Annotated in this window: 21 protein-coding genes; 10 read left to right on the top strand and 11 right to left on the bottom strand. The window is 61.5% G+C overall.

From position 1 onward, the window contains the following. The first annotated feature begins 2 nt into the window (after nt 1-2). Genes VFW72_RS13715 through VFW72_RS13705 form a run of 3 tightly spaced genes read left to right on the top strand, consistent with a single transcriptional unit; the run spans nt 3 to nt 2,530 of the window. A complete protein-coding gene (locus tag VFW72_RS13715) occupies nt 3-833 on the top strand; it encodes a MotA/TolQ/ExbB proton channel family protein (protein ID WP_329674858.1) in 831 nt (276 codons plus the stop codon). A gap of 12 nt (nt 834-845) precedes the next feature. Beyond that, complete coding sequence (locus VFW72_RS13710) at nt 846-1,283, top strand: biopolymer transporter ExbD (RefSeq protein ID WP_329674857.1); 438 nt, start codon at nt 846-848, stop codon at nt 1,281-1,283. A 14-nt stretch (nt 1,284-1,297) separates the two neighbouring features. Then, complete coding sequence (locus tag VFW72_RS13705; protein WP_329674856.1) at nt 1,298-2,530, top strand: CoA transferase; 1,233 nt, start codon at nt 1,298-1,300, stop codon at nt 2,528-2,530. A gap of 16 nt (nt 2,531-2,546) precedes the next feature. Here the strand turns inward: VFW72_RS13705 and thpR are convergent, their stop codons facing one another. Then, the gene (gene thpR, locus VFW72_RS13700) at nt 2,547-3,059 is read right to left on the bottom strand and encodes an RNA 2',3'-cyclic phosphodiesterase (RefSeq protein ID WP_329674855.1); all 513 of its coding nucleotides are present in this window, start codon (nt 3,057-3,059) and stop codon (nt 2,547-2,549) included. 74 nt (nt 3,060-3,133) lie between these two features. Here thpR and VFW72_RS13695 point away from each other — a divergent pair, with 74 nt between their 5' ends. After that, entirely contained in the window at nt 3,134-5,032 is a 1,899-nt protein-coding gene (locus VFW72_RS13695; RefSeq protein ID WP_329674854.1) for an MFS transporter, read from the top strand. Nucleotides 5,033-5,115: 83 nt separating this feature from the next. Next, the gene (locus VFW72_RS13690) at nt 5,116-5,799 is read left to right on the top strand and encodes a CAAX prenyl protease-related protein (protein WP_329674853.1); all 684 of its coding nucleotides are present in this window, start codon (nt 5,116-5,118) and stop codon (nt 5,797-5,799) included. Between the two features lie 42 nt (nt 5,800-5,841). Here VFW72_RS13690 and tgt read toward each other — a convergent pair whose 3' ends face one another. Together tgt and queA are read right to left on the bottom strand one after the other, a co-directional pair. Further along, nucleotides 5,842-6,981 (bottom strand): tRNA guanosine(34) transglycosylase Tgt, encoded by a 1,140-nt coding sequence (gene tgt, locus VFW72_RS13685; protein WP_329674852.1) that lies wholly within the window; start codon nt 6,979-6,981, stop codon nt 5,842-5,844. Between the two features lie 17 nt (nt 6,982-6,998). Next, nucleotides 6,999-8,057, bottom strand: a complete 1,059-nt coding sequence (gene queA, locus VFW72_RS13680; protein ID WP_329674851.1) for a tRNA preQ1(34) S-adenosylmethionine ribosyltransferase-isomerase QueA — start codon at nt 8,055-8,057, stop codon at nt 6,999-7,001. 201 nt (nt 8,058-8,258) lie between these two features. Here queA and VFW72_RS13675 point away from each other — a divergent pair, with 201 nt between their 5' ends. Beyond that, nucleotides 8,259-9,242: a bile acid:sodium symporter family protein gene (locus VFW72_RS13675; protein WP_329674850.1), complete on the top strand. Its 984-nt coding sequence runs from the start codon at nt 8,259-8,261 to the stop codon at nt 9,240-9,242. Further along, nucleotides 9,239-9,934 carry an RluA family pseudouridine synthase gene (locus VFW72_RS13670; protein WP_329674849.1) on the top strand — a complete coding sequence of 232 codons (696 nt, stop codon included), beginning with the start codon at nt 9,239-9,241 and terminating at the stop codon, nt 9,932-9,934. The genes VFW72_RS13675 and VFW72_RS13670 overlap by 4 nt, the downstream gene beginning before the upstream one ends. Here VFW72_RS13670 and VFW72_RS13665 read toward each other — a convergent pair whose 3' ends face one another. Together VFW72_RS13665 and VFW72_RS13660 are read right to left on the bottom strand one after the other, a co-directional pair. Continuing rightward, on the bottom strand, nt 9,935-10,459 hold the full coding sequence (locus tag VFW72_RS13665; RefSeq protein ID WP_329674848.1) for a cytochrome b/b6 domain-containing protein: 525 nt from the start codon (nt 10,457-10,459) through the stop codon (nt 9,935-9,937). It lies immediately after the preceding gene. Then, the gene (locus tag VFW72_RS13660) at nt 10,456-10,725 is read right to left on the bottom strand and encodes a PepSY domain-containing protein (protein WP_329674847.1); all 270 of its coding nucleotides are present in this window, start codon (nt 10,723-10,725) and stop codon (nt 10,456-10,458) included. The genes VFW72_RS13665 and VFW72_RS13660 overlap by 4 nt, the downstream gene beginning before the upstream one ends. Nucleotides 10,726-10,888: 163 nt before the next feature. On the opposite strand from VFW72_RS13660, the gene VFW72_RS13655 reads away from it, so the two are divergent. From VFW72_RS13655 to VFW72_RS13645, 3 genes are all read left to right on the top strand, one after another. Next, a complete protein-coding gene (locus VFW72_RS13655; RefSeq protein WP_329674846.1) occupies nt 10,889-12,010 on the top strand; it encodes a beta-ketoacyl-ACP synthase III in 1,122 nt (373 codons plus the stop codon). 81 nt (nt 12,011-12,091) lie between these two features. Beyond that, nucleotides 12,092-13,543, top strand: a complete 1,452-nt coding sequence (gene sbcB / locus VFW72_RS13650) for an exodeoxyribonuclease I (RefSeq protein WP_329674845.1) — start codon at nt 12,092-12,094, stop codon at nt 13,541-13,543. A 22-nt stretch (nt 13,544-13,565) separates the two neighbouring features. Continuing rightward, a complete protein-coding gene (locus VFW72_RS13645; protein WP_329674844.1) occupies nt 13,566-14,096 on the top strand; it encodes a M48 family metallopeptidase in 531 nt (176 codons plus the stop codon). Here VFW72_RS13645 and VFW72_RS13640 read toward each other — a convergent pair. From VFW72_RS13640 to acnD, 6 genes are all read right to left on the bottom strand, one after another. Then, a complete protein-coding gene (locus VFW72_RS13640; protein WP_329674843.1) occupies nt 14,063-16,411 on the bottom strand; it encodes a PBP1A family penicillin-binding protein in 2,349 nt (782 codons plus the stop codon). The two genes, VFW72_RS13645 and VFW72_RS13640, sit on opposite strands and share 34 nt — an antisense overlap. Before the next feature lie 86 nt (nt 16,412-16,497). After that, complete coding sequence (locus tag VFW72_RS13635) at nt 16,498-17,871, bottom strand: HAMP domain-containing sensor histidine kinase (protein WP_329674842.1); 1,374 nt, start codon at nt 17,869-17,871, stop codon at nt 16,498-16,500. A 205-nt stretch (nt 17,872-18,076) separates the two neighbouring features. Continuing rightward, nucleotides 18,077-20,668 carry a bifunctional aconitate hydratase 2/2-methylisocitrate dehydratase gene (gene acnB / locus VFW72_RS13630; RefSeq protein WP_329674841.1) on the bottom strand — a complete coding sequence of 864 codons (2,592 nt, stop codon included), beginning with the start codon at nt 20,666-20,668 and terminating at the stop codon, nt 18,077-18,079. Between the two features lie 198 nt (nt 20,669-20,866). Beyond that, the gene (locus VFW72_RS13625) at nt 20,867-21,370 is read right to left on the bottom strand and encodes a hypothetical protein (protein ID WP_329674840.1); all 504 of its coding nucleotides are present in this window, start codon (nt 21,368-21,370) and stop codon (nt 20,867-20,869) included. 143 nt (nt 21,371-21,513) lie between these two features. Further along, nucleotides 21,514-22,713, bottom strand: coding sequence for a 2-methylaconitate cis-trans isomerase PrpF (prpF, locus tag VFW72_RS13620; RefSeq protein ID WP_329674839.1), 1,200 nt, complete (start codon nt 22,711-22,713; stop codon nt 21,514-21,516). A gap of 145 nt (nt 22,714-22,858) precedes the next feature. Beyond that, nucleotides 22,859-25,480 (bottom strand): Fe/S-dependent 2-methylisocitrate dehydratase AcnD, encoded by a 2,622-nt coding sequence (acnD, locus tag VFW72_RS13615; protein WP_329675010.1) that lies wholly within the window; start codon nt 25,478-25,480, stop codon nt 22,859-22,861. Between the last annotated feature and the right edge of the window lie 7 nt (nt 25,481-25,487).

Here is a 25,487-nt window from a genome sequence, read left to right as displayed (position 1 = left end):
TCATGTCTGCTACTGAATCTGCTGTTTCCTCTGCTTTGCCGGTGGCGGCGTCTGCCCCGGTCGTGACCCAGGCCCAAGTGGAGCAAGCGCCCGCGCAGCTCGGCTTTGCGCACTTCATTGCCCAAACCGATGTGGTGGGGCAGAGCCTGTTCGTGATCCTGGTACTGATGTCCCTGGTGTCTTGGGCACTGATCGTGATCAAGGGCGTGGCGCTGTTTCAGCGTCAGCGCCGCAGCAAGGCATTCTTGAATTTCTTCTGGAATGCCACCTCGCTGGAAGCGGTTCAGCATGAAATCGCCACGCATGGGGTCAACGAGCCCTTTGCTCACCTGACCTCGCATGCCATGCACGCGCAGGCGCACCATGCGCGGTTCGGTGCAGCCAAATTGGAGGAAGCCGGCACTGCGCAGGAGTTTCTGACTCGCACGATCAAGAAGGTGCTGGATGAAGACACCATGCGCATGGAAAGCGGCCTGAGCGTGCTGGCCACGATCGGTGCTACAGCGCCCTTCGTGGGCTTGTTCGGTACCGTGTGGGGGGTGTACCACGCCCTGCTGGCCATTGGCGCCACCGGTGCGGGCACGCTGGACAAGGTGGCGGGCCCGGTGGGGGAGGCGCTGATCATGACCGGGGTGGGGCTGGCCGTGGCCATTCCCGCTGTGATGGCCTACAACTGGCTGACACGCAGCAACCGCGTCTGGGGCGCTCGTCTGGATGCCTTCGCCTTCGAGTTGTTCACCTTCCTGTCGACGGGGCAGACCCTCAAGGGCAGCCAGCCTGATGCGACTGAGTCAGCCACCGTGCGCGCCATCAAGAAACCCGCAGCCCACTGATTGGAGACAGACATGGCCTTTGCCAGTTTTGATGACAAGCGGGGCGGGGCACCCCTGGCCGAAATCAACATGGTGCCGTTGATCGACGTGATGCTGGTGCTGTTGGTGATTTTCATCGTCACAGCACCCTTGCTGAGCCACTCCGTGAAGGTGGATTTGCCCAAGGCCAGTGCGCAGGTCATGTCGGTGAAAGCCGAGAAGATCGATCTGTCGATCGATGCCGATGGCATTCGCTATTGGAATGGCGCCGCCCTCAGCCGTGACGAGGCTGCCGCGCGCTTCATGCAGGAATCAGCCAAGCAGCCGCAGCCCGAAATCCATTTGCGAGCCGACCAGAACGTGCCCTACCGGGCCGTGGCGGAAACCCTGGCTGATGCGTCTCGGGCGGGCTTGAGCAAGATCGGTTTTGTGACCGACCCGGAAAACAAGCAGCCCGCATCCAAGAAGTAATACCATGCGTGCCCATGAGCACGCCTGACACATCTCCTTCGCCGCAGGTTCCACCCCAGGCCCTGGCTGGCATCAAGGTTGTCGAACTGGGGCAACTGATCGCAGGCCCCTTTGCCGGCAAGACCCTGGCTGATTTCGGGGCCGAGGTCATCAAGATCGAGCCGCCAGCTGCAGACGATGCGCCCGAAGGCGCTGGGGGTGACCCCCTGCGCCAGTGGCGCATGCTGCACAACGGCACCAGCGTGTGGTGGCAGGTTCAAAGCCGCAACAAAAAGAGTGTGGTGCTCGACCTGCGCACCCCTGAGGGGCGTGACACTGCCCGTCGCCTGATTGACGAAGCCGACATCCTCATCGAAAACTTCAAGCCCGGCACCATGGAGAAGTGGGGCATGGGTTATGAGGCCCTGAGCCAGACCAATCCCGGCTTGATCATGCTGCGCATCAGTGGTTATGGCCAGACGGGCCCTTACCGCGAGCGACCGGGCTTTGCCGTAGTGGCCGAGGCCATGGGGGGCATGCGCTATTTGAACGCCGAGCCAGGGCGCCCCCCTGTGCGGGCAGGCGTGAGCCTGGGCGACACGCTGGCCGCACTGCATGGTGTGATCGGGGTCCTGATGGCCTTGCAGGCGCGCCACGCCAGCGTGAGTGCCGAAGCGCCCAGGGGCCGAGGGCAGGTGGTGGATGTGGCTTTGTACGAGGCCGTCTTCAACTGCATGGAAAGCCTGTTGCCCGAGTTCAGCGCGTTTGGCGCAGTACGCCAGCCTGCGGGGGCGGCCCTGCCTGGCATTGCTCCCAGCAATGCCTACCCCTGCGCGGATGGCATGGTGGTCATCGGGGGCAATGGCGACTCCATCTTCAAGCGTCTGATGCAGGCCATTGGCCGCGATGACCTCGCCAACGATCCCGATTTGGCGCACAACCCAGGCCGGGTCAAGCGCGTGGGGGAAATCGATGAAGCAATTGGGGCGTGGACCTCGCAACGTTCGGTTGACGATGTGTTGACCATCCTGAACCAGGCCAGCGTGCCGGTGGGCCGCATCTACAACGCCAAGGACATTGCCCAAGACCCGCATTACCGGGCGCGCGAAATGATCTTGCCTGTGACCACCCACGATGGTTTGACGGTGGAGGTGCCCGGCATCGTGCCCAAGTTGTCGCGCACACCAGGGGCCATCGTGCGCCGTGGCCCGGTGCTGGGTGAGGACACGGACGAGGTGTTGTCGCGTCTGGCACCCAAGCAGCCGTGATGAGCGGTCGTGCGCGTCAGCCGAGATGCTGCAGCACGTGGTAGCCCCGATCTGAGAGGACCAGCACATAGCCACAAGCCTGCCAGATGAGGGGGACACCCGGCACCGGCTGCCAGCCTTGCGCCTTGCGAGCCAGCGTGACGTGGGGCCGATAGGGCCGTGTCTCGCGTGGCAGCCCCAGGCTGTCGATGGTTTCAGCCAGTTTGGCGTGCAACGCCAGCAATGCCTCGGGGACCGACGACGGCGTCAGGGCGGCAATGTGGTTGGGCCACAGTTCCAGGGTGTCAAGCGCCAGCTCAATGGACTTGGTTGGCAGGGGCAAGGCTTGAAGCAGATCAGCCAAGCGGTGCTCGGGGACCTGCCCGAGAAAATGCAGGGTCAGATGCAGGTCAGGGGCCGGGGTGGGGCGAGCGCCCTGCGGCCAGTTTTGCTGTGCTTGGACATGCTGCACGCGATGGCGTGTGGTGGCGTCCGGCCATAAAGCCAGAAACAGGCGCAATGCGTGGTGATCCGGGGCGGGCGCGGTCATGTCTTGCCTATACAGTTCAGGCTGCCGGACGAAAGCCTTAGGTTGCTTCGTACCTTAACAGAGAGGATCCGATTGTGAGTCAGACCCCAGTGGGGCAGTTTGGCCTGCTGGCCCAACGCCGCTTCGCCCCGTTTTTCTGGACCCAGTTTCTGGGCGCGGCCAACGACAACCTGTTCAAGTTCGCCTTCACGGTGTTGGTGACCTATCAATTGCAGGTGAGTTGGCTGGAGCCCAAGATGGCGGGCTTGGTGATCGGTGCGCTCTTCATTCTGCCTTTTGTGCTGGTGTCCGCCACAGCAGGCCAATGGGCTGACAAATATGACAAGGCCGTGATCATGCGGTCCGTGAAGCTGCTGGAAGTCGGCATCATGCTCGTGGCGGCGGTGGGCTTCTGGTACCAATGGGTACCGGTGCTGCTGGCCTGCGTGTTCTTGATGGGCTTGCACTCCACGTTATTTGGCCCGGTGAAGTACGCCTACCTGCCCCAGCACTTGAGCGAGCGCGAGTTGACCGGTGGCAATGGCATGGTCGAGATGGGTACCTTCGTGGCCATCTTGCTGGGCAACGTCGGCGGGGGGTTGCTGATGAGCATTGCCGGCACGGGCACGCACTGGGTGGCGATCAGTTGCCTGGTGGTGGCCCTGGTGGGGTGGGGCGCTTCGAAAGCCATTCCGGCTTCGCCGTCGGCTGATGCCAATCTGAAGCTGAACTGGAACCCGGTCTCTGAAACCTGGCGCAATCTCAAGTTGGCCCATGACTACCCCAGCGTATTCCGATCGCTGCTGGGCATTTCGTGGATGTGGTTCTTTGGTGCGGTATTCCTGTCGCAGTTTCCTTCTTTCGCGCGCGATGTGCTGGGCGGCAACGAACAGGTGGCGTCCTTGTTGCTGGTGGTGTTCTCGGTTGGCATTGCAGTGGGCTCGCTGTTGTGCGAAACCTTGTCGCATCGCCATGTCGAAATCGGACTGGTACCGATTGGTGCGGTGGGGATGACGGTGTTCGCGTGGGATCTGTATCTGGCCACGCAAGGTATGTCGCACAACGGAGCGGCTTTCTTGAGTGTGGGGCAGTTTGTGGCGCAGTCGGCCCATTGGCGTGTGATGGCCGATCTGGCCTTGCTGGCCTTCAGTGCCGGCCTGTACAGCGTGCCCATGTATGCCCTGATTCAGTTGCGCGCCAAGCCCAGTCATCGCGCCCGAATCATCGCGGCCAATAACATCCTGAACGCCTTGTTCATGATCGTGTCGAGTCTGGCTGCGGGCGCCTTGCTGGGCGCTGGATTTTCCATTCCTGAGGTGTTTGCGGCCACCGCCGTTCTCAACATCATCGTGGTCGGCTATGTGTTCTGGTTGATGCCCGAATACATCTTCCGCTTGCTGATGCTGTTCTTGACCCGCCTGGTCTACCGCGTGAAAGTGCGTGGTGATGAGCATTTGCCCACCGATGGCGCTGCCATTCTGGTGTGCAACCATGTGAGTTTTGTCGACGCAGTGATCCTGGGCATCGTCAGCCCGCGCCCCATGGTGTTCATCATGGACCACCGCATCTTCAAAACACCCGTGCTGGGTTGGCTGTTCAAGATGCTCAAGGCCATTCCCATCGCTCCGCAAAAGGAAGATCCGCAAGCCTATGAGGCAGCGTTTGAGCGTGCCAAGCAAGTCTTGCGAGAAGGCGAGTTGCTGTGTCTCTTCCCTGAAGGGGCGATCACGCGCGATGGCAAGCTTCAGCCTTTCAAGGGCGGCATCATGAAGATTCTGGAAGACGCCCCGGTGCCAGTGATTCCTTCTGCTTTGCACAATCTGTGGGGGTCAAGCTTTTCGCGCATCGAAGGCGCTGCCATGGCCAAGCCCTTGCGCCGCGGGCTCTTCAATCGGGTCGGTCTGGTGGTGGGGGATGCGATCGAGCCCGCCGAGGTGTCGCCTGAGTTGTTGCAGCAGAAGGTTCAATCCCTGCTGGATGAACCTAGCCCTTGATGTCTGGGCTTTTGAGGCTTCGATATTTTTGTTCTGGTCTTATTTGTCAACCGATTGACATCTCCTGGAAGGATGATGGGGTCATGAGTCAGATGTTGAATCGAGCCGCCTGGGCTCGTGTCTTGCCCTTTGTGTTGTTCATGGTCATCTTGGCTGTGCGTGGCAATTGGCCTGCGTCGTGGCAGGCGGTGCTGGACGCCAAGTGGGTGTACGGCATTGGCGTGCTGGTGGTCACAGGGGCCTTGTATTGGTTCTGGCCACAGTACACAGAATTGCAGGCAGATCAGCGCAAGATGAGTCGCATGAATTGGACCTTGTCGATTGCAGTGGGCCTGGTGGTGTTTTTGCTGTGGATTCGGCTGACTGAGCCCTGGATGATTCTGGGCAGCCCCACGGCCACGTTCCGCCCTGTGAATGAAGATGGCAGCTTGCAGTGGGGCCTGATCCTCTTTCGGTGGGTGGGCGCGGCGCTGATGGTGCCCGTGATGGAGGAACTCTTCTGGCGTTCCTTCCTGATGCGCTGGGTGGATAACCCCGACTTCGAGCAGGTCTCGCCTCGCACGGCATCGCTCAAGGCGATTGCCTTGTCGACCTTTGCGTTCACACTGGCTCACACCCTCTGGCTGGGGGCGATTGTGGCGGGCCTGGCCTACGCCTGGCTTTACAAGCGAACGGGCTCGCTGTGGGCCCCCGTAGTGGCCCATGCCGTGACCAACGGGGTGCTCGGCATTTGGGTGGTGGTGTGGGGGCAGTGGGCTTTCTGGTGAGCCGGGGAGCGCCTGGCCGCGCCGCCCACTGCGCCAGCTTGATCAGACGCCGCGGGCGCGATCGGCTGCGAACTGCTGACGGAACTGCGCAAAGCGGCCTTCGTCCAGGGCCTGGCGCACTTCCTTCATCAGGTTCAGGTAGTAGTGCAGGTTGTGGATGCTGGTCAGCATGGGGCCAAGCATTTCGCCGCAGCGGTCCAGGTGGTGCAGGTAGGCGCGACTGAAGGTCTGGCAGGTGTAGCACGTGCAGGTTTCGTCCACCGGGCGCTGGTCGGCCTTGTTCTTGGCATTGCGCAAACGCAGGTCACCAAAGCGGGTGAACAGGTGGCCGTTGCGCGCATTGCGGGTGGGCATGACACAGTCGAACATGTCAACGCCTGCGGCCACGCCGTCGACCAGGTCTTCTGGCGTGCCCACGCCCATCAGGTAGCGCGGCTTGTTCTCGGGCAGCTTGTGCACGATGTGGTTCATCACGCGCAGCATTTCGTCCTTGGGTTCGCCCACGCTCACGCCGCCCACGGCATAGCCGGGCAGGTTCATGTCAACGAGAGCCGACAGAGATTCTTCGCGCAAGTTTTCGAACATGCCACCTTGCACGATGCCGAACAGGGCATTGGGGTTTTGCAGGCGCTCGAACTCGGTGATGCAGCGTTTGGCCCAGCGCAGGCTCAACTCCATGGAGGAGCGTGCTTCCTTTTCCGTGGTGATGTGGCCCGAGCCCTTTTCACCTTGCCAGTAAGGGGTGCATTCGTCGAACTGCATGACGATGTCCGAGTTCAGAATGGTCTGAATCTGCATGCTCACCTCGGGGGTGAGGAAGAGCTTGTCGCCGTTGACGGGCGAGGCAAAGCGCACGCCTTCTTCGCTGATCTTGCGCATCTCACCCAGCGACCACACCTGGAAGCCACCGGAGTCGGTCAGGATGGGCTTGTTCCAGGCTTCAAACTGATGCAGTCCGCCGAACTGCTGCATGATGTCCAGCCCGGGGCGCATCCACAGGTGGAAGGTGTTGCCCAGAATGATCTGCGCGCCCATGTCTTCCAGCGATTTGGGCATGACGCCCTTGACGGTGCCGTAGGTACCCACGGGCATGAAGATGGGGGTTTCGACCACGCCGTGGTTCAGGGTCATGCGGCCGCGTCGCGCCAGGCCTTCGGTTTTGAGCAGGTCAAATTTCAACATCGTGGGGCCTCGTTCGTTCAAGCGGGCTGGGCGGAGCGCTCGATCAGCATGGCATCGCCATAGCTGAAGAAGCGGTAGCGTTGTTCAATGGCGTGCTGGTACAGCGCGCGGATGTGGTCATAGCCCGCCAGGGCGCTGACCAGCATCATCAGGGTGCTTTTGGGTAGGTGGAAGTTGGTGATCAACACATCCACCACTTTGAAGTCGAAGCCCGGGGTGATGAAGATGTCGGTGTCGCGGCTGCCCACGTTCAGGATCTGGTCGGCAGGGGCGTTCAGCGCGGCCGATTCCAGCGCACGCAGGGTGGTGGTGCCCACCGACACAATGCGTCCGCCAGCAGCTTTCGTGGTGCGAATGGCCTGCGCCGTTTCTTCTGTCACGTTGAACCATTCACTGTGCATCTTGTGCTCAGCCAGGTTGTCGGTGCGCACGGGCTGGAAGGTGCCGGCACCCACGTGCAGGGTGACGGCCGCCGTCCCAATGCCCTTCGCCTTCAAGCTTTCAAGCAAGGCTTCGTCAAAGTGCAGCGCTGCGGTAGGGGCCGCCACCGCACCCGGGTGGGCTGCGAAAACCGTCTGGTAACGACGCACGTCGTCTTCTTCGTCGGCGTGGGTGATGTAGGGCGGCAGTGGCACGTGGCCATATTGTTCAAGCAACTCGAAGGGCTCGCCAGACAGGCGCAGGTGGAACATGCCGTTATCGGGGCCACAGCGTCCCAGCACTTCGGCGTCAAAGGCGTCGGCAAATCGCACCACGCTGCCAGGCTTGGGCGATTTGCTGGAGCGCATGTGGGCCCAGACCTCACGGTTGGGCAGCACGCGTTCGACGAGAGCTTCTACTGCACCGCCTGATTGTTTGTGCCCATACAGGCGAGCCTTGATGACGCGGGTGTTGTTGAACACCAGCAGGTCACCGGCTCGAAGTAGGTTGGGCAGGTCGCGGAAAACGCGGTCAACCGGGAGGCTGCTTCGCCCATCCAGCAGGCGGGAGGCGCTGCGTTCTGCGGCGGGGTGCTGGGCGATGAGTTCGGGCGGCAGCTCGAAGTCGAAATCGCTGAGGGTGTAGTGTGTGGTCATGCCATTGAGGGGCGGACGAGCCCCGTGCCAAGGAAAACCCGCTATTGTCCCTCAAGCGAAGCGAGTTTGGGGCGGCAGGCCTTCACGCTTTCAGTGGTTCAGGCGCAGGGCGAGTCACGAGTGTGAACCAGGGTGTCGATAATGCGCGGGGGCGTGAGTCGGCTGTTTCAGCCTGATGGCGCGCCGATGATGGAAGGATGAATGCGCGTGTTGAAGCTGAAGTGGCCACGTATGGACTGGTTTTTGTTTGGCATGGTGATGGCCGTGGTGGTGGCCAGTCTGTGGCCGGATTTGGGGCGTAGCCAGGGCGTGCTGCACCTTGGCACGGTCACTGACCTCGGTGTGCTGGGGCTGTTCTTCCTGCATGGCATGGGGCTGTCCACCGACAGCCTGAAAGACGGGGCCTCGCGCTGGCGTTTGCATCTGGTGGTGCAGTTGTGCACGTATGTGTGGTTTCCCATTTGGTGGAGCGTATGCGTGTTGGTGTTGGGCCATTGGGTCCCGCATGACCTGCAAATGGGTTTCTTCTTCCTGGCCGTGTTGCCGTCGACCGTGTCGTCTTCTGTGGCCATGACGGCGCTGGCCCGGGGGCGGGTGGCGGCCGCAGTGCTCAATGCCACCTTATCAACCTTGTTGGGTGTGTTTCTGACGCCTTTGCTTGTCAGCCTGGTTATCGGTGGGCAGGGCAGTGAATCGCTCGACGTGGGCCAGACCATGCTGAAGATCGCCAAGATGCTGCTGTTGCCCTTTGCCTTAGGGCACTTCTCGCGCCCTTGGTTGTTGCCCTTGTTCACGCGATTGAAGCCGGTGACCAATGTGTTTGATCGCTGGGTGATCGTGCTGCTGGTGTGGTCGGCTTTTTCTGATTCAGTGGCCGATGGCTTGTGGAGCCGTCATGGCGCAGGTTTGCTGATTCAAACCGCAATGGGCGCGGCCTTGTTTCTGCTGCCCACCCTGTGGCTGACCCGCTGGGTGGCACGCCGTTGGGGCTTTGATGTCGAAGACGAGATCGTGGCCGTGTTTTGCGGATCGAAGAAAACCATGGCCTCCGGTATGCCCATGGCCAAGCTGCTGTTCGGTGGTTCCGCCGCCATGGGGGTCTTGATCTTGCCCATCATGATCTACCACCAGCTGCAGATGTTTGTGTGCACGGTATTGGCGCGTCGCTACGGCAATCGAGCATGAGCGGCCATCAGCTTCTCGATTACCGGCCTCCGCCCGATCAGGGTTTGCCGACTCTGTGGGTGGACGAACACCTCATTGTGGTCGACAAGCCCAGTGGCTTGCTCAGCGTGCCGGGGCGCGGCGAGGCCTTTGCGGACTGCATGGCAGCCAGGGTGCAGGCGCGCTATCCAGATGCCTTGATTGTTCACCGCCTGGACATGGACACGTCTGGCCTGTTGCTCATGGCGCGAGGCAAAGAGATGCAACGCTTGTTGAGCGAGCTGTTTCTGCGCAGAGAGGTCGATAAGCGCTACGTGGCAGTGGTGCATGGCCAAGTCGAGGCCGATTCAGGCGTGGTCGATCTGCCTTTGATCACCGATTGGCCCAATCGCCCTCGCCAGAAGGTTGATCACGAGTTGGGCAAGCCCTCTCAGACCCGTTACTGGGTTCGCCACAGGGATGCGCAGCACAACATCACTCGGGTTGAACTGGAGCCCATCACCGGGCGGTCGCATCAGCTGCGTGTGCACATGCTCTCCCTGGGGCATCCCATCGTGGGTGACCCCTTGTATGGCCCTGCGGGTGAGGCAGGCTCGGGCAGCGAGCAGGCATCGCCTTCCAGGGGGCGCCTGCTTTTGCATGCAGCAGATCTGAGTTTCACCCACCCCGTCAGCGGGGAGGTGATCCGCTTGTCGAGTCAGGCGCCGTTTTGATCAGCGGTGACGGGGTTCTTTCGCTTGCTCGCCACCGGTGAGCATGGCGCGGACCAGGTTTTGTTTGAGTAGAAGCGACATGCTGATCACGCCCAACCAGTGCACCACCACCACGCCCATGAGCACATCGGCAAAGCCCTCGTGGAGCTCTTCCAGCCACTCCTCGCCCCAATAGCGATCGAGTTGGCTCATCCAGCCCGTGATGCCTAAAGCCAGAATCAATGCCCACATGATGAGCGCGGCCCACATGCCAACTGGGTTGTGCCCGTGGCTGGGGGTCAGGGTCTTCTGGCCCATGGCCTTGAGGTGCTCTTTCAGGGCTGCGGGCCCCGGGATGCGAATGCTAGCGGGGTCATGGTCTGGCCGAAGCAGGCCATACAACAATCGGCAAACCACCAGGGCCGCCGCAGCGTATCCGCCCCACCGGTGAATACGTCCCGTCTCATTGAACAGGTTGAACAGGACCAGTGCAGCGACGCCCCAGTGGGTGAGACGCACCAGAGGAGACCACACAGTCTGTGTCACTCGATTTCAGCCTTGACGATGTCCAATGTCTTGGTGTCGAAATAGATTTCGACCCGCTTGCCCTCTTTGTTGAAGCCATAAATCTCGTAGCACTGGCCGTCGATCTTGAACTTGCGGATCTTGTAGCCCTGGGCTTCCAGCTTGGCGCGGGCTTCCGATTCCTTCATCCACTCCGACTTGGGGTGGGCCGGGCAGTCAGCCTTGGCCAAAGCCAGGGTCGGAGTCAGGGCAATAGCGGTCAGCAGGACGGTCAGGGTGTTTTTCATGGCGAAATCCTTGTGAAATGTGTGCGATGTCACTGATTGCGCGCAAGCTTAATTCAGCCCAGGCGCCGAATTTTGTCTGCTTGGTAAAAGGTGGCAAAATCTGCTGTTTTGATGATCCGGGCGAGTGCACCCCACCAGGGTGTGATGTAGCCCCTTGGAACCCATGAGCGCAGTCGTCATCAGCGGGACTGGTCTGTACCAGCCTCCTCACACCATCACCAACGCGGAGTTGGTTGAAGCGTTCAACGCCTACGTTGACCAGCACAACGCACAACACGCTGCGGAGATCGAATCCGGCCAACGTGAGCCTTTGGCGCATTCCAGCGTTGAGTTCATCGAAAAGGCGTCTGGCATCAAGCAGCGCTACGTGATGGACAAGTCCGGCGTGCTGGACCCGCACCGCATGTATCCACGCTTCACGCCGCGTGCTGACGACGAGCTGTCGATGATGGCGGAAATCGCCGTGGATGCTTGCCACAAGGCCATGGCCGCAGCCGGCAAGAAGCCCGAAGACATCGATGCCGTGATCTGCGGCGCCTCGAACATGCAGCGCGCCTACCCCGCGGTGGCCGTTGAAATTCAGCAAGCGCTGGGCATCAAGGGGTTTGCGTTCGACATGAACGTGGCCTGCTCGACCGCCACCTTCGCGCTGGAGCAAGCCGTCAACGCCATTCGTTGCGGTTCGGCCAAATGCGTGCTGGTGGTCAACCCCGAAATCACCTCGGCCCACCAGGAATGGCGCGATCGCGATTGCCACTTCATCTTTGGTGATGTGGCCACCGCCACTGTGGTGGAAAGTGCTGACACCGCGACTTCGGCTGACCAGTGGGAAGTGCTGGGCACCAAGCTGGCCACCCAGTTCTCGAACAACATTCGCAACAACTTCGGTTTCATGAACCGTTGCGAAGACACCGACCCCAACGCCCGCGACAAAACCTTCCGTCAAGAAGGCCGCAAGGTGTTCAAGGAAGTGGTGCCCATTGCCGCTGCGCACATCGAAGGCCACCTGGGTGCCCTGTCGCTCGAGCCCACTCAAGTGCGTCGTTACTGGCTGCACCAAGCCAACCAGAGCATGAACCAGTTGGTGGTCAAGCGCCTGATTGGTGGTGAAGCGGGCCCTGATGTCGCGCCGTTGATCCTGGACGAATTCGCCAACACCTCGTCGGCGGGCGTGGTCATCGCCTTCCACAAGCATCACACCGACATGAAGTCGGGTGATGTGGGCGTGCTGTGCTCGTTTGGCGCCGGTTACTCGGTGGGCAGCGTGGTCATTCGCAAGCGCTGATCGCCTTCGGTTCCACCTCCACAGCGGCCCGACTGGATCCCCAGCGGGCCGTTTTGCTGTGATGCAAACGTTTTGAAATCCATGAGCGGCGACTTCACCTTCTACTGGCACGACTACGAAACCTTTGGCCGCGTGCCCCGGCGCGATCGGCCATCTCAGTTCGCGGGGGTGCGCACCGATGCCGACCTCAACGAGGTGGGCGAGCCGCTGATGATCTATTGCCAGCCGCCTCGCGACTATTTGCCCGAGCCCGAAGCCTGTTTGCTGACCGGCATCGTGCCCCAGACCTGCGTGGAACAAGGCCTGCCCGAATACGAGTTTGCCGACACCATCGAACGCGAGTTGGCACAGCCTGGCACTGTCGGTGTGGGCTACAACACCATTCGTTTCGATGACGAGGTCACGCGCCACCTGTTCTGGCGCAACTTGATGGACCCCTATGCCCGTGAATGGCAAAACGGCTGTGGCCGTTGGGATTTGCTCGATGTGGTGCGCTGCACCTGGGCTTTGCGCCCTGAAGGCATCCAGTGGCCCAAGCATGACGATGGCCGGCCTTCCTTCAAGCTGGAACACCTCACTGCCGCGAATGGGCTGACCCACGAAGCGGCGCACGATGCCTTGTCGGACGTGCGAGCCACCATCGCCATGGCGCGCGTCATCAAGCAGGCGCAACCCCGTTTGTGGGACTTCTGCCTGAAGCTGCGCAAGAAGGACGCTGTGTTGGCCGAGATCGGTGTGGGGCGGCCGTTTGTGCACATCTCGGGCATGTATGGTGTGGAGCGCGGCTGCATGGCCGTGGTGTGGCCCCTGGCGCCGCACCCGACCAACAAGAACGAGCTCATCGTGTGGGATCTGGCTTTCGATCCCACCGAGTTGTTCGGGCTCAACGCGCAAACCGTGCGTGAACGCTTGTTCAGCAAGGCCGAAGAGCTGCCCGAAGGTGTGCAACGCCTGCCCATCAAGAGCATTCACATCAACAAGTCGCCCATCGTCATTGGCAACCTGAAAACGATCACGCCAGCCGTGGCGCAACGTTGGTCCATCGACCTGGACCAGTGCATGAAGCACGCCGAAATCGCGGCAGCCAAAGGCGCTGGCATGGCGGGTATCTGGGCCGAGGTGTTTGAGCGCCCCGCGTCTGCCAAAGCGCCGGTCGATGTGGATGAAGACCTGTACGGTGGTTTCCTGTCGCAAACAGATCGCCGCACGCTGGACCGCATTCGCGCCATGCCTGTTGACGAGCGTGCACACAAGCTGGCCGATCGCCAGCCCGCGTTTGAAGACGAACGGCTGGAAGAGCTGCTCTTCCGCTATCGCGCTCGCAATTTTGAAGACTCGTTGAATGAGCAAGAGCAGGCTCGGTGGCACCAACACTGCACGGCCCGACTGCACGAAGGGCAGGGCGGCGCCATGTCCTTGTCACAGTTCTTCGAGCGCATTGATGCCTTGAGCGAACAACTCAGCGACGAAGACGAGCGCGGCCAGGACATCCTGGGTGCCTTGTACGACTACGCCGAACAGATCGCGCCTTGAGCGTCAGACCAGGAGTTGCGACGTGGCCAATGGCTTGCCCACCACGCTGAAATATCTGGGTGGCTACCCGTCCCATGTGCTGCAGCAGGTCCAGCAGTTGCTGGATGCTGGCAAGCTGGGCGAGGTGCTGGCGCGGCGTTACCCTGAGCAGCACGATGTGCGCAGCGACACGGCCTTGTACGAGTACGTGATGGAGCTGAAGAGCCGCTACCTGCGCAATGCCGAGCCCATCACCAAAGTGGCTTACGACAACAAGCTCAAGGTCATTCAGCACGCCTTGGGCACGCACACCATGGTGTCACGCGTGCAGGGGGGCAAGCTCAAAGCCAAACGCGAAATTCGGGTTGCCAGCCTGTTCAAGCAGACCGCACCCGAGTTCCTGAAAATGATCGTGGTGCACGAGTTGGCTCACCTGAAAGAACGCGAGCACGACAAGGCGTTCTACCAACTGTGCCAGCACATGGAGCCCAACTACCACCAGTACGAGTTTGACCTCCGGCTGTACCTGACCTACCAGGATCAGCGAGGCGCGCCGTCGTTTTCTTCCACCTGAACGGGGGCCGATGCCGCCGAGCTGGCTGCCTCTGGTGGCCCAGGAATCAACTGTGGCGTGACATGCTGGTCATCCAGGCCCAGCGAGGGAATGAAGCCTCCGTCAACCCATTCGATGTAGCGCCAGTCGCCATTCACATGGACCACGCCTTCCGGGGGCTGAATCTCAGCCACAGGCATGCCTTTGAGGGCCGAGGCCATGAAGTTGATCCACGCGGGCAGGGCCAACGAGCCACCGGAGGCATGGGAGCCCAGGCTCTTGGGGGTGTCATAGCCGATCCACACCACCGCCACCAGGTTGGGCTGGAAGCCGGCGAACCAGGCGTCCACCACATCGTTGGTGGTACCGGTCTTGCCATAGATGTCGGGGCGTTTCAGTTGGCCCTGGGCCCGTGCCGCCGTGCCCGAGCGAGTCACCTCTTGCAGCAAGCTGGCGGTCATGAAGGTATTACGCGCAGGCACCACGCGATCTTCTTCGCTGACGGCTTTCGTCGGTGCTTCAAATACCTTGTTGCCGTTTGAGTCGTTGATGCGGCGAATGAACACGGGCTTCACGGCCATTCCACCGTTGGCGATCACGGCGTAGGCACTGGCCAGTTGCATTGGGGTGGTGGATCCGGCACCCAAGGCCAGGGTCAGGTTGTCGGGTTGCTTGTCGACATCGAAGCCAAACTTGCCGCTCCATTGGCGGGCCGCATTGGTGCCCAGCAGCTGAACCAGACGAATGGTGACCAGGTTCTTCGACCGTGCCAGGGCTTGTCGCACGGTGATCGGGCCGTCGGCTGAACCGTCGGAGTTCTGCGGAGACCAGTCACCCACGTCAGTCAGCGGCGCGTCGTTCACGATCGTCTCTGGCATGACACCGTTTTCAATGGCTCCGGCATACAAGAAGGGCTTGTAGCTGGAACCGGGCTGGCGCCAGCCTTGTGTCACGTGGTTGAACTGATTGTGATGGAAGTCGAACCCGCCCACCAAGGCTCGCACATCGCCCGTGTGGGGGTCGAGTGCCACCAGTGCCCCCTCGGCTTGTGGCCATTGGGTCACGGCCCAGTCTTTGCCCGTTTGCAGCAGACGGATGACCGAGCCGCGACGAATGCGCAGCTTCTCGGACGCTTTATTGCTCAGGCCGGCTTGGGCTTGGCGCAGACCCTTGGCATCCACGCGCACCACCTCGCCTGAGGCCAGCACCGCTGTCAGCCCCTTGGGTGACGCTTCCGTCACGATGGCCACGCGCAGGTCTTCGTCGTCACTGTAGTCTGACAAGATCTGAGACACGGCCGGGTCATCGTTGCTCAGATCGGCGTCCAGGTCTTCCTGGTCTTCCGGGCCGCGCCAGGCCTGAGCGCGTTCGTGATCAATCAGGGTGCGACGCAAAGCCTTGTACGCAGCCTGTTGATCACTGGCGCGCAGGGAGGTGATGACTTTCATCCCCGATGAGTAAGCCTCTTCACCATACTGGGCATAGACCTGCTGGCGAGCCATTTCAGCCACGAATTCGCCGTGCACTTCCACGTCGGTGGGCTTGCGGATGACCAGTTTCTGCGCTTTGGCCGCTTCGTATTCCGCATCGTTGATCACGCCGGCATCATGCATGCGCCACAAGGCCACCTTCTGGCGCGCCATGGCGCGCTCCAGGTTTTTGATGGGGTTCACGTTGGCCGGGTTCTGAGGCAATCCGGCGAGCATGGCGCATTCGGCAGCATTCAGTTCGGCCAGGGGCTTGCCAAAATAGGTTTGCGAGGCTTCGGCAAAGCCGTATGCGCGGGCACCCAGATAGATCTGGTTCATGTAGAGCGCCAGCAATTGGTCTTTGCTGAGTTGTGACTCCATCTTCCACGACAGCAGTGCTTCTTTCAGCTTTCTCGACAAGGTCTTTTCGCGTGTCAGGAAAAAGGTGCGAGCCACCTGCTGGGTGATGGTGGACGCGCCCTGCACACGCCGCCCGGTGAGGTTCGACACCACGGCGCGCAGCACCCCGATGGGGTCAATGCCATGGTGCTCGTAAAAGCGCGCGTCTTCTACCGCCAGCAAGCTGTCCTTCATCAGCTTCGGGATCTGGTCAATTGGCAGGTAGGTGCGCTTTTCTGTACCGAAGCCTCCAATTTCCACGCCATCGGCGGTGTACACGCGCAAGGGCAGCTTGGGTTGGTAGTTCGCCAGCGAGGCAGTGTCAGGCAGTTGGGGGTAGAGCACTGCCAGGGTGATGCCGATGGCCACCAAGCCAGTGGCCAGCAACCCGACCATGGCCCACAAGGCACGCTTGAGCCAGACAGAAGCCACGCGCGAGTGGGTGGCGGAAACAGAAGCCTCGGACATACAGACAACCGGACGGCTGCGCGCCGCCACTCAATGCAGTGTGAGGGCTGGATTATGCGCGGGCTTGTCTGATGATTTGTAAACGTTCAGCCAGCCGGTAACCAGACATGAAACCGGGCTCCCTGGCCTGGCTCGCTGTCTGCCCACACTCGGCCGCCGTGCCCGGCCACAATCCGCTGCACGATGGTGAGCCCGACCCCAACGCCATCGAAGTCGGATTGCGTATGCAAGCGGGCAAAAGGTTTGAAGAGGTCTTCTTTACGAGATGGGTCAAATCCGACACCGTTATCGGACACGATCAGCTCGGTGCCGTCCTCGTGGGTTTCTGCACTGACCCTTACCTCCGGGCGTTCGGCACGGCTGGAGTATTTCAGGGCATTGCCGATGAGGTTGACCATCACTTGCCGCAACAGGCTCGGATCGGCATGCACGGTCGAGTTCACGGCGGAGCAACTAACGGGGTGGGTGTAGCCACTGCCGTGGCTGATCTCGATGACCTTGAGCGCCTCGTCAATCACCGTTTGTACGCCCAATGGACGTTTTTCAATTTCCGCTTGCGATGCGCGAGCCAGAGACAGCAGGTCATTGATCAGGGCCGTCAGCGACTTCGATTCTGTGTGAATGGCCTGGATGAAGCGTCTGGCTGTCTCGGTGTCTCCACGGTCAATGGCCTGGATGGCCAAGCCGCTGATGCCGTGCAGCCCCCCCAAAGGACCCTTGAGGTCGTGCGAGACCATGCGGTTGAATGACTCTAGCCCTTGCACCAGTTCCTGCAATTCCTGAGTGCGTGACTGCACGCGCAACTCCAGGGATTCGTTGAGGTCTCGCAATTCGGCCTGGAAGCGTCCCATGCAGGCTGACATCAGGCCCAGCCCACCCAGAGAGTAGGGAACCGAGCCCCAGTAGCGCAATTCCAGCTCGTCCATGCCCGTCAGATAGGCGCCTAGAACCAAGGGGGCATAGAGGGCCATCATCGCTGCGGCGATGCCATGACCGACCCCGGGTTCGCGCTGGGCGGCTTGCACGCTGCGAATGGCCAGGTAGATGTAAAGGCTTGCGGCGATGGCCGCACCCCCTATCGACAAATTCCATTGTGGGGATGCGCGTTTGACTGCGATCAACAACGCGTACAGCAGCGTCGTGGCGATCACGGCCATCCATGGGCCGGGGCGTGTTTCCCCAACATAGAGGCGCACCCCAGCAACCAATGCGCCCATGCAGGCGACGCCCACAATCAGATTGGCCAGCAGCCAGGCCGGGTGATGAGCGGCCGTGGGTGCGACGGTGAAGGTGATTGCAGCCCCAATGTTCAGAACCGATGCCAGCCCGAATGACGCCGCCAGCCAGCCCAAGCCCCAAGTAGGTCGTGTCTTCATGAAGCGCAGGAACACGCCGGCGACAAAGGCATGCGAGGCACCTGAGGCAATGGCCAGTCCCGCAGAGAGGTCCGAGTGAAGCATCGTCAAAGTCACGAAAGAGGGATCGCAGTATCTGTCAGCGTAGACGGTGCGGCGCTACGGATTTTCCAGAGTTCAATCCCTAGAATTTGGGACATATTTTCTAATGTGAAATATTGGTGGTTCGCCCATGAAAAAACCCGCCAGGTTGCCCGGGCGGGTTTTGCTTTGGAGGAACTCAAAGCTCCTCCAGGCTGATCGTTCAGGCTCAGGCCTTCACGGTGGCAGCGGTCTCAACGTACTCTTCAATCTGGTTGAAGTTCATGTACTTGTAGACGTTGTCGGCATCCTTGGCCACCACACCGATTTCAGCCATGTACTCGGCAGGCGTTGGCAGCTTGCCCAGCTTGGAGGCCACGGCAGTCAGCTCGGCCGAGCCCAGGAACACGTTGGTGTTCTTGCCCAGACGGTTCGGGAAGTTACGGGTCGACGTAGAGATACAGGTCGAACCTTCCTTGATCTGAGCCTGGTTACCCATGCACAGCGAGCAGCCAGGCATTTCGGTGCGGGCACCGGCTTGGCCGAAGGTGTTGTAGTAGCCTTCCTTGGTCAGCTCAGCCGCATCCATCTTGGTGGGAGGAGCCACCCACAGACGCACTGGGATGTCCTTCTTGCCTTCCAGCAGCTTGCCTGCGGCACGGAAGTGGCCGATGTTGGTCATGCAAGAACCGATGAAGGCTTCGTCGATCTTGGTGCCAGCGACTTCAGACAGGAACTTGGCATCGTCTGGGTCGTTCGGGCAGCAGACGATGGGTTCCTTGATGTCGTCGAGGTTGATCTCGATGACAGCAGCGTATTCCGCGTCAGCGTCGGCTTCCAGCAGGTTGGGGTTGGCCAACCAGGCTTCTTGAGCTTCGATACGACGTTGCAGGGTGCGAGCGTCTTGGTAACCGTTGGCGATCATGTTCTTCATCAGAACGATGTTCGACTTCAGGTACTCAGCCACAGGCTCCTTGTTCAGCTTGATGGTGCAACCCGCAGCGGAACGCTCTGCCGAAGCGTCAGACAGTTCGAACGCTTGCTCAACCTTCAGGTCTGGCAGACCTTCGATTTCGAGGATGCGGCCCGAGAAGATGTTCTTCTTGCCAGCCTTGGCCACGGTCAGCAGACCAGCCTTGATGGCGTACAGGGGGATGGCATGCACCAGGTCACGCAGGGTGACGCCAGGCTGCATCTTGCCCTTGAAGCGAACCAGCACGGACTCAGGCATGTCCAGAGGCATCACACCGGTGGCGGCGCCGAAAGCGACCAGGCCGGAACCAGCGGGGAAGGAGATGCCGATGGGGAAGCGAGTGTGCGAGTCGCCGCCGGTACCGACGGTGTCAGGCAACAGCAGACGGTTCAGCCACGAGTGGATCACGCCGTCACCAGGACGCAGGGCCACGCCACCGCGGTTGGAGATGAAGGCGGGCAGTTCGCGGTGCATCTTCACGTCCACTGGCTTGGGGTAAGCCGCGGTGTGGCAGAACGATTGCATGACCAGGTCAGCCGAGAAGCCCAGGCAAGCCAGGTCCTTCAGTTCGTCGCGGGTCATTGGGCCGGTGGTGTCTTGCGAACCAACGGTGGTCATCTTGGGTTCGCAGTAGGTGCCAGGACGCACGCCTTGACCTTCGGGCAGACCGCAGGCACGGCCGACCATCTTCTGGGCCAGGGTGAAGCCCTTGCCGGTGTCCTTGGGGGCCACGGGCAGGCGGAACAGGGTGGAAGCGGGCAGGCCCAGGAACTCACGTGCCTTGCCAGTCAGCGAACGACCGATGATCAGGTTGATACGGCCACCAGCGCGGACTTCGTCCAGCAGCACTTGCGACTTCAGAGCGAACTCGGTGACAACCTTGCCATCCTTCTCAATCTTGCCGTCATAGGGGAAGATGTCGATGACATCGCCCATTTCGAAAGCGGACACGTCCACTTCGATAGGCAGGGAGCCGGAGTCTTCTTGGGTGTTGAAGAAGATGGGAGCGATCTTGCCGCCCAGGGTCACACCGCCGAAGCGCTTGTTGGGCACGAAGGGGATGTCTTCGCCAGTCGCCCAGATCACGCTGTTGGTAGCGGACTTACGGGAAGAGCCGGTACCGACCACGTCGCCCACGTAAGCAACCAGGTTGCCCTTCTTCTTCAGGTCTTCGATGAACTGGATGGGGCCGCGCTTGCCGTCTTCTTCGGGCTTGAAAGCCGCGTCAGGACGGGTGTTCTTCAACATCGCCAGGTAGTGCATGGGGATGTCAGGACGGCTCCAAGCGTCAGGAGCGGGCGACAGGTCGTCGGTGTTGGTTTCGCCAGGCACCTTGAACACGGTCACGGTGATCTTCTTGGCGACTTCAGGACGGCTGGTGAACCACTCGGCGTCGGCCCACGATTGCATCACGGCCTTGGCGTTGGCATTGCCAGCCTTGACCAGTTCAGCGACGTCGTGGAAGGCGTCGAACATCAGCAGGGTCTTCTTCAGGCCTTCAGCGGCCACGCCACCGACTTCAGCGTCAGACAGCAGGTCGATCAATGGCTTGACGTTGTAGCCGCCAACCATGGTGCCCAGCAGTTCAGTGGCCTTGGCCTTGGAGATCAGGCCAACTTTGATGTCGCCGTGAGCCACAGCCGACAGGAAGGAAGCCTTGACCTTGGCGGCGTCGTCCACGCCGGGAGGCACGCGGTGGGTCAGCAGGTCGAGCAGGAAAGCGTCTTCGCCAGCGGGCGGGTTCTTGATCAGTTCGATCAGTTCAGCAACTTGCTGAGCGGACAGGGGCAGGGGAGGAATACCCAGCGCAGCGCGCTCGGCAGCATGTTGGCGATAGGCTTGCAGCATGTGTTGTTACCTTGAGGTCAAGAGCAAGGGACAGTTCGAACGGATTTGCCGCCCAAAAAGGCGGAAATACGGAAGACCGATATTTTCGCCTACGTCTGCGGGGAAATCCCACTGTTTTTGAGAAAAGAATGCAAAAAACCGCAGGCTGGGCTGCGGTTTCTGGCGTGGATCAGCCCCAGTTTGGGGCGATCTGAGCGGTTATTGGGCGGCGGGGGCCGGGGCGTCAAAGACCGACGAGGTGCTGGGGTTCTTTTTCAGCTCTTCGACAGCCGCTTTCTGGGCTTCGTGCATGCAGCCATCCACCATGCGTTGGCCGGATTTCTTGTTCATCAGCATCGATTTGTTCAGGATCTGAATCAGCAAGGCGGTGTCTTTGATGTCTTCCAGACGGATGGCGCCGGTCGAGGACAGCACGGGTTTCATGGTCCAGCTTTGTTTGGCCAGGTCCAGCTTGACATAGCCGGGGTTCTGCGTGTCGCGAGCAACGGACAAAGTCTTGCCGCCATCGCACTGATACTTACCAAAAAGAACGCGTTCGGCGGCAGCCTGTTGCTCCTCGGAGGCGGCAGGCAGCGGTTCGGCCTTCGCCTTGCTGGCGGCCACGGCCGGAGCGACGAAGCTGCCGGCCACCATGCCCAGCAGCAAACCAGCGGTGATGGAGGCGGTCTTGGAGGTGCGGTGCATCTTGGAGGGCTTGAACATCATCGGGTTCCTGAGTTGAGATTAGGCCGACGATCTTGCCATCATTTCCCGTTTTTCAATCAGGCAAACAAGCCCGGGAATTGCCCAAAAAAATACCCGGTTGGCCTATTGGCAACAACCGGGTTTGGGTGGAGCGTCAAAGTTCAGAACGAATCGCCCGGCACGCGCACCCAGCCTTCCATGAGGATGCGGGCGCTGCGGCTCATGATGGCCTTGGTCACCGTCCACTGGCCGTTCACCTGCTTGGCCTGGGCGCCGACACGCAGGGTGCCGGAGGGGTGACCAAAGCGCACGGCCTCACGCTCACCACCACCAGCAGCCTGGTTGACCAGGGTGCCGGGGATGGCGGCGGCGGTGCCAATGGCCACGGCGCAGGTGCCCATCATGGCGTGGTGCAGTTTGCCCATCGACAGCGCGCGCACCAGCAGGTCCACGTCGGACGCCTCAATGGTCTTGCCGCTGGACGCCTTGTAGGCGGTGGGCGGCGCCACGAAGGCGATCTTGGGTGTGTGCTGGCGGGTGGCGGCTTCTTCGGGCGTCTTGATCAGACCCATGCGCAGCGCGCCGGCCACACGGATGGCCTCGAAACGCTGGAGCGCTGTGGCGTCACTGTTGATCTGTTCGCGCAACTCTGTGCCGGTGTAGCCGATGTCGGCGGCGTTGACGAACACGGTCGGGATGCCCGCCGTGATCATCGTGGCCTTGAGCGTGCCCCCTTTGACAACGGACTCGGGCACTTCGAGGTCATCCACCAGGTTGCCCGTGGGGAACATCGAGCCACCTTCGTCGCCATCGTCAGACGGGTCCATGAATTCGAGCACGATCTCGGCGGCCGGGAAGGTCACGCCATCCAGCTCGAAATCACCGGTTTCCTGCACCTGACCGTTGGTCACTGGCACGTGGGCGATGATGGTTTTCTGGATGTTGGCCTGCCAGATGCGGACCACAGCGGTGCCGTTTTGCGGGATGCGCGACGGGTCCACCAGGCCGGCGTGGATGGCGAAGGCACCCGCAGCGGTGGACAGGTTGCCGCAGTTGCCCGACCAGTCTACAAAGGGCTTGTCGATCGAGACCTGACCGTAGAGGTAGTCCACATCGTGATCGGGTACGCTGGACTTGGACAGGATCACGCACTTGGAGGTCGACGACGTCGCACCGCCCATGCCGTCGATGTGCGCGGCGTAGGGGTCGGGGCTGCCTATGACGCGCATGAACAGCTTGTCACGGGCCTCACCGGGCACCTGGCAAGCCTCGGGCAGGTCCTGTAGGCGGAAGAACACGCCCTTGCTGGTGCCGCCCCGGATGTAGGTGGCGGGGATTTTGATTTGTGCGGGATGAGTCATCACACGCTCCTTCAATTCACATGGTGCCGAAGCGCGCAAAGCTTTGCGCCACTCCGGCCTGACCCAGCGGACGCCACGGATCTGGCTTTGCCAGTCCGTAGGCGTCGCCCCCTTGAGGGGGAGCGCCAGAGGCGCTCGGGGGTGGTCACTTATTTGCAGCAAGAAAATCTTGCGCAAAGCGTTGCAGCACGCCACCGGCTTCGTACACCGACACCTCTTCGGCGGTGTCCAGGCGGCTGGTCACGGTCACACGCTCGGTCTGACCATTCTTGCGGTGGATCACCAAGGTCAGGTCGGCGCGCGGCTTCAGGTCGCCTTCCACGTCGAAGGTTTCTGTGCCGTCCAGGCCCAGGGTCAGGCGGGTGGTGCCCGGCTTGAACTCCAGGGGCAGCACGCCCATGCCGATCAGGTTGGTGCGGTGGATGCGCTCGAAACCCTCGGCTACAACCGTTTCCACACCCGCAAGTCGCACGCCCTTGGCGGCCCAGTCACGCGAGGAACCTTGACCGTAGTCGGCGCCGGCGATGATGATCAGCGGCTGACGGCGGTTCAGGTAGGTTTCCATGGCCTCCCACATGCGCATCACCTGGCCTTCGGGCTCCACGCGGGCCCACGAGCCGACCTTGATCGAGCCGTCTTCCTTGCGCACCATTTCGTTTTTCAATGTCGGGTTGGCGAAGGTGGCGCGCATGGCGGTCAGGTGGTCACCACGGTGGGTGGCGTAAGAGTTGAAGTCCTCTTCTGGCAGGCCCATTTTGGCCAGGTACTCACCGGCGGCCGAGCTGGCCAGAATGGCGTTCGACGGCGACAGGTGGTCGGTGGTGATGTTGTCTGGCAGGATGGCCAGGGGGCGCATGCCCTTGAGCGTGCGCGGGTTGGCCGCCAGGGCGCCGACGCCTTCGGTGTCCCAGTAAGGCGGCCGACGGATGTAGGTGGACATGGGGCGCCAGTCGTACTGTGGCGACACCTTCTCGCCTTTGTCGGCCTGGATGGCGAACATGGGTTCGTACACGGCGCGGTACTGCTCAGGCTTCACGGCGGCCTTGACCACAGCGTCGATCTCTTCGTCCGAAGGCCAGATGTCCTTCAGGCGGATTTCCTTGCCGTCCACGACCGTCAGCACGTCGTTTTCGATGTCAAAACGCACGGTGCCGGCAATGGCGTAGGCCACCACCAGCGGGGGCGAGGCCAGGAAGGCTTGCTTGGCGTAGGGGTGGATGCGACCGTCGAAGTTGCGGTTGCCCGACAGCACGGCGGTGGCGTACAGGTCGCGGTCGATGATCTCTTGCTGGATCTTCGGGTCCAGCGCGCCCGACATGCCGTTGCAGGTCGTGCAGGCGAAGGCCACGATGCCGAAGCCCAGCTTTTCCAGGTCGCCCAGCAGGTTGGCTTCCTTGAGGTAAAGCTCCACCGCCTTCGACCCAGGGGCTAGCGAGGACTTCACCCAAGGCTTGCGGGTCAGGCCCAGCTTGTTGGCGTTGCGGGCCAGCAGCGCAGCCGCGATCACGTTGCGGGGGTTGGAGGTGTTGGTGCACGAGGTGATGGCCGCGATGATCACGGCGCCATCAGGCATCGTGCCTTCTTCGGCCTTGGGCATGGTCCATTGGCCGGCGATGCCCTTGGCTGCCAGATCGCTCGTGGCCACGCGGGCGTGCGGGTTCGACGGGCCGGCCATGTTGCGCACCACGCTCGACAGATCGAACTCGAGGTTGCGCTCGTACACGGCGTTCTTCAAGCTGTCGGACCACAGGCCGGCGGTCTTGGCATAGGTCTCGACCAGCTTCACTTGTTCGGCGCTGCGGCCGGTCAGGGTCAGGTACTCCAGCGTCTGCTCGTCGATGCTGAACATGGCGGCGGTGGCGCCGTACTCGGGGGCCATGTTCGAGATGGTGGCGCGGTCGCCGATCGTCAGCTTCGACGCCCCTTCGCCGTAGAACTCGAGGTAAGCACCCACGACCTTGTTCTTGCGCAGGAACTCGGTCAGGGCCAGCACCACGTCGGTGGCGGTGATGCCGGGCTGACGTTGGCCGGTCAGCTTCACGCCGACGATCTCAGGCAGGCGCATCCACGACGCGCGGCCCAGCATCACGTTCTCGGCTTCCAGGCCGCCCACGCCAATGGCGATCACGCCCAACGCGTCGACGTGCGGGGTGTGCGAGTCGGTACCGACGCAGGTGTCGGGGTAGGCCACACCGTTGTCGGCGTGAATGACGGGGGACATCTTCTCCAGGTTGATCTGGTGCATGATGCCGTTGCCGGCTGGGATCACGTCCACGTTGGCGAAGGCCTTCTTGGTCCACTCGATGAAGTGAAAGCGGTCTTCGTTGCGGCGCTCTTCGATGTCGCGGTTCTTCTGGAAGGCGTCGGGGTCGAATCCGCCGCATTCCACGGCCAGCGAGTGGTCGACGATCAGCTGCACGGGCACGACCGGGTTCACCTTGGCGGGGTCGCCACCTTCTTTGGCGATGGCGTCACGCAGACCAGCCAGATCCACCAGCGCGGTCTGACCCAGGATGTCGTGGCAAGCCACGCGAGCGGGGAACCAGGGGAAGTCCAGGTCGCGCTTGCGCTCGATGATTTGCTTCAGGCAGTCGGTGATGATTGCCGGGTCGGCCTTGCGCACGATGTTCTCGGCGTGCACTCGGGCGGTGTAGGGCAGGGTGGCCCAGGCGCCGGGCTGGATGGCTTCGACGGCGGCTTGCGTGTCGAAGTAGTCCAGGTTCGTGCCGGGCAGGGGCTTGCGGAATTGGGTGTTGATGTTGCTCATGGCCGTA

Source organism: Aquabacterium sp., assembly GCF_036273115.1.
In the GTDB taxonomy this organism is placed as follows: domain Bacteria; phylum Pseudomonadota; class Gammaproteobacteria; order Burkholderiales; family Burkholderiaceae_C; genus Aquabacterium.
Note: the sequence above shows the minus strand (reverse complement) of the source record. Positions and strands in the feature narration are given on the sequence as shown.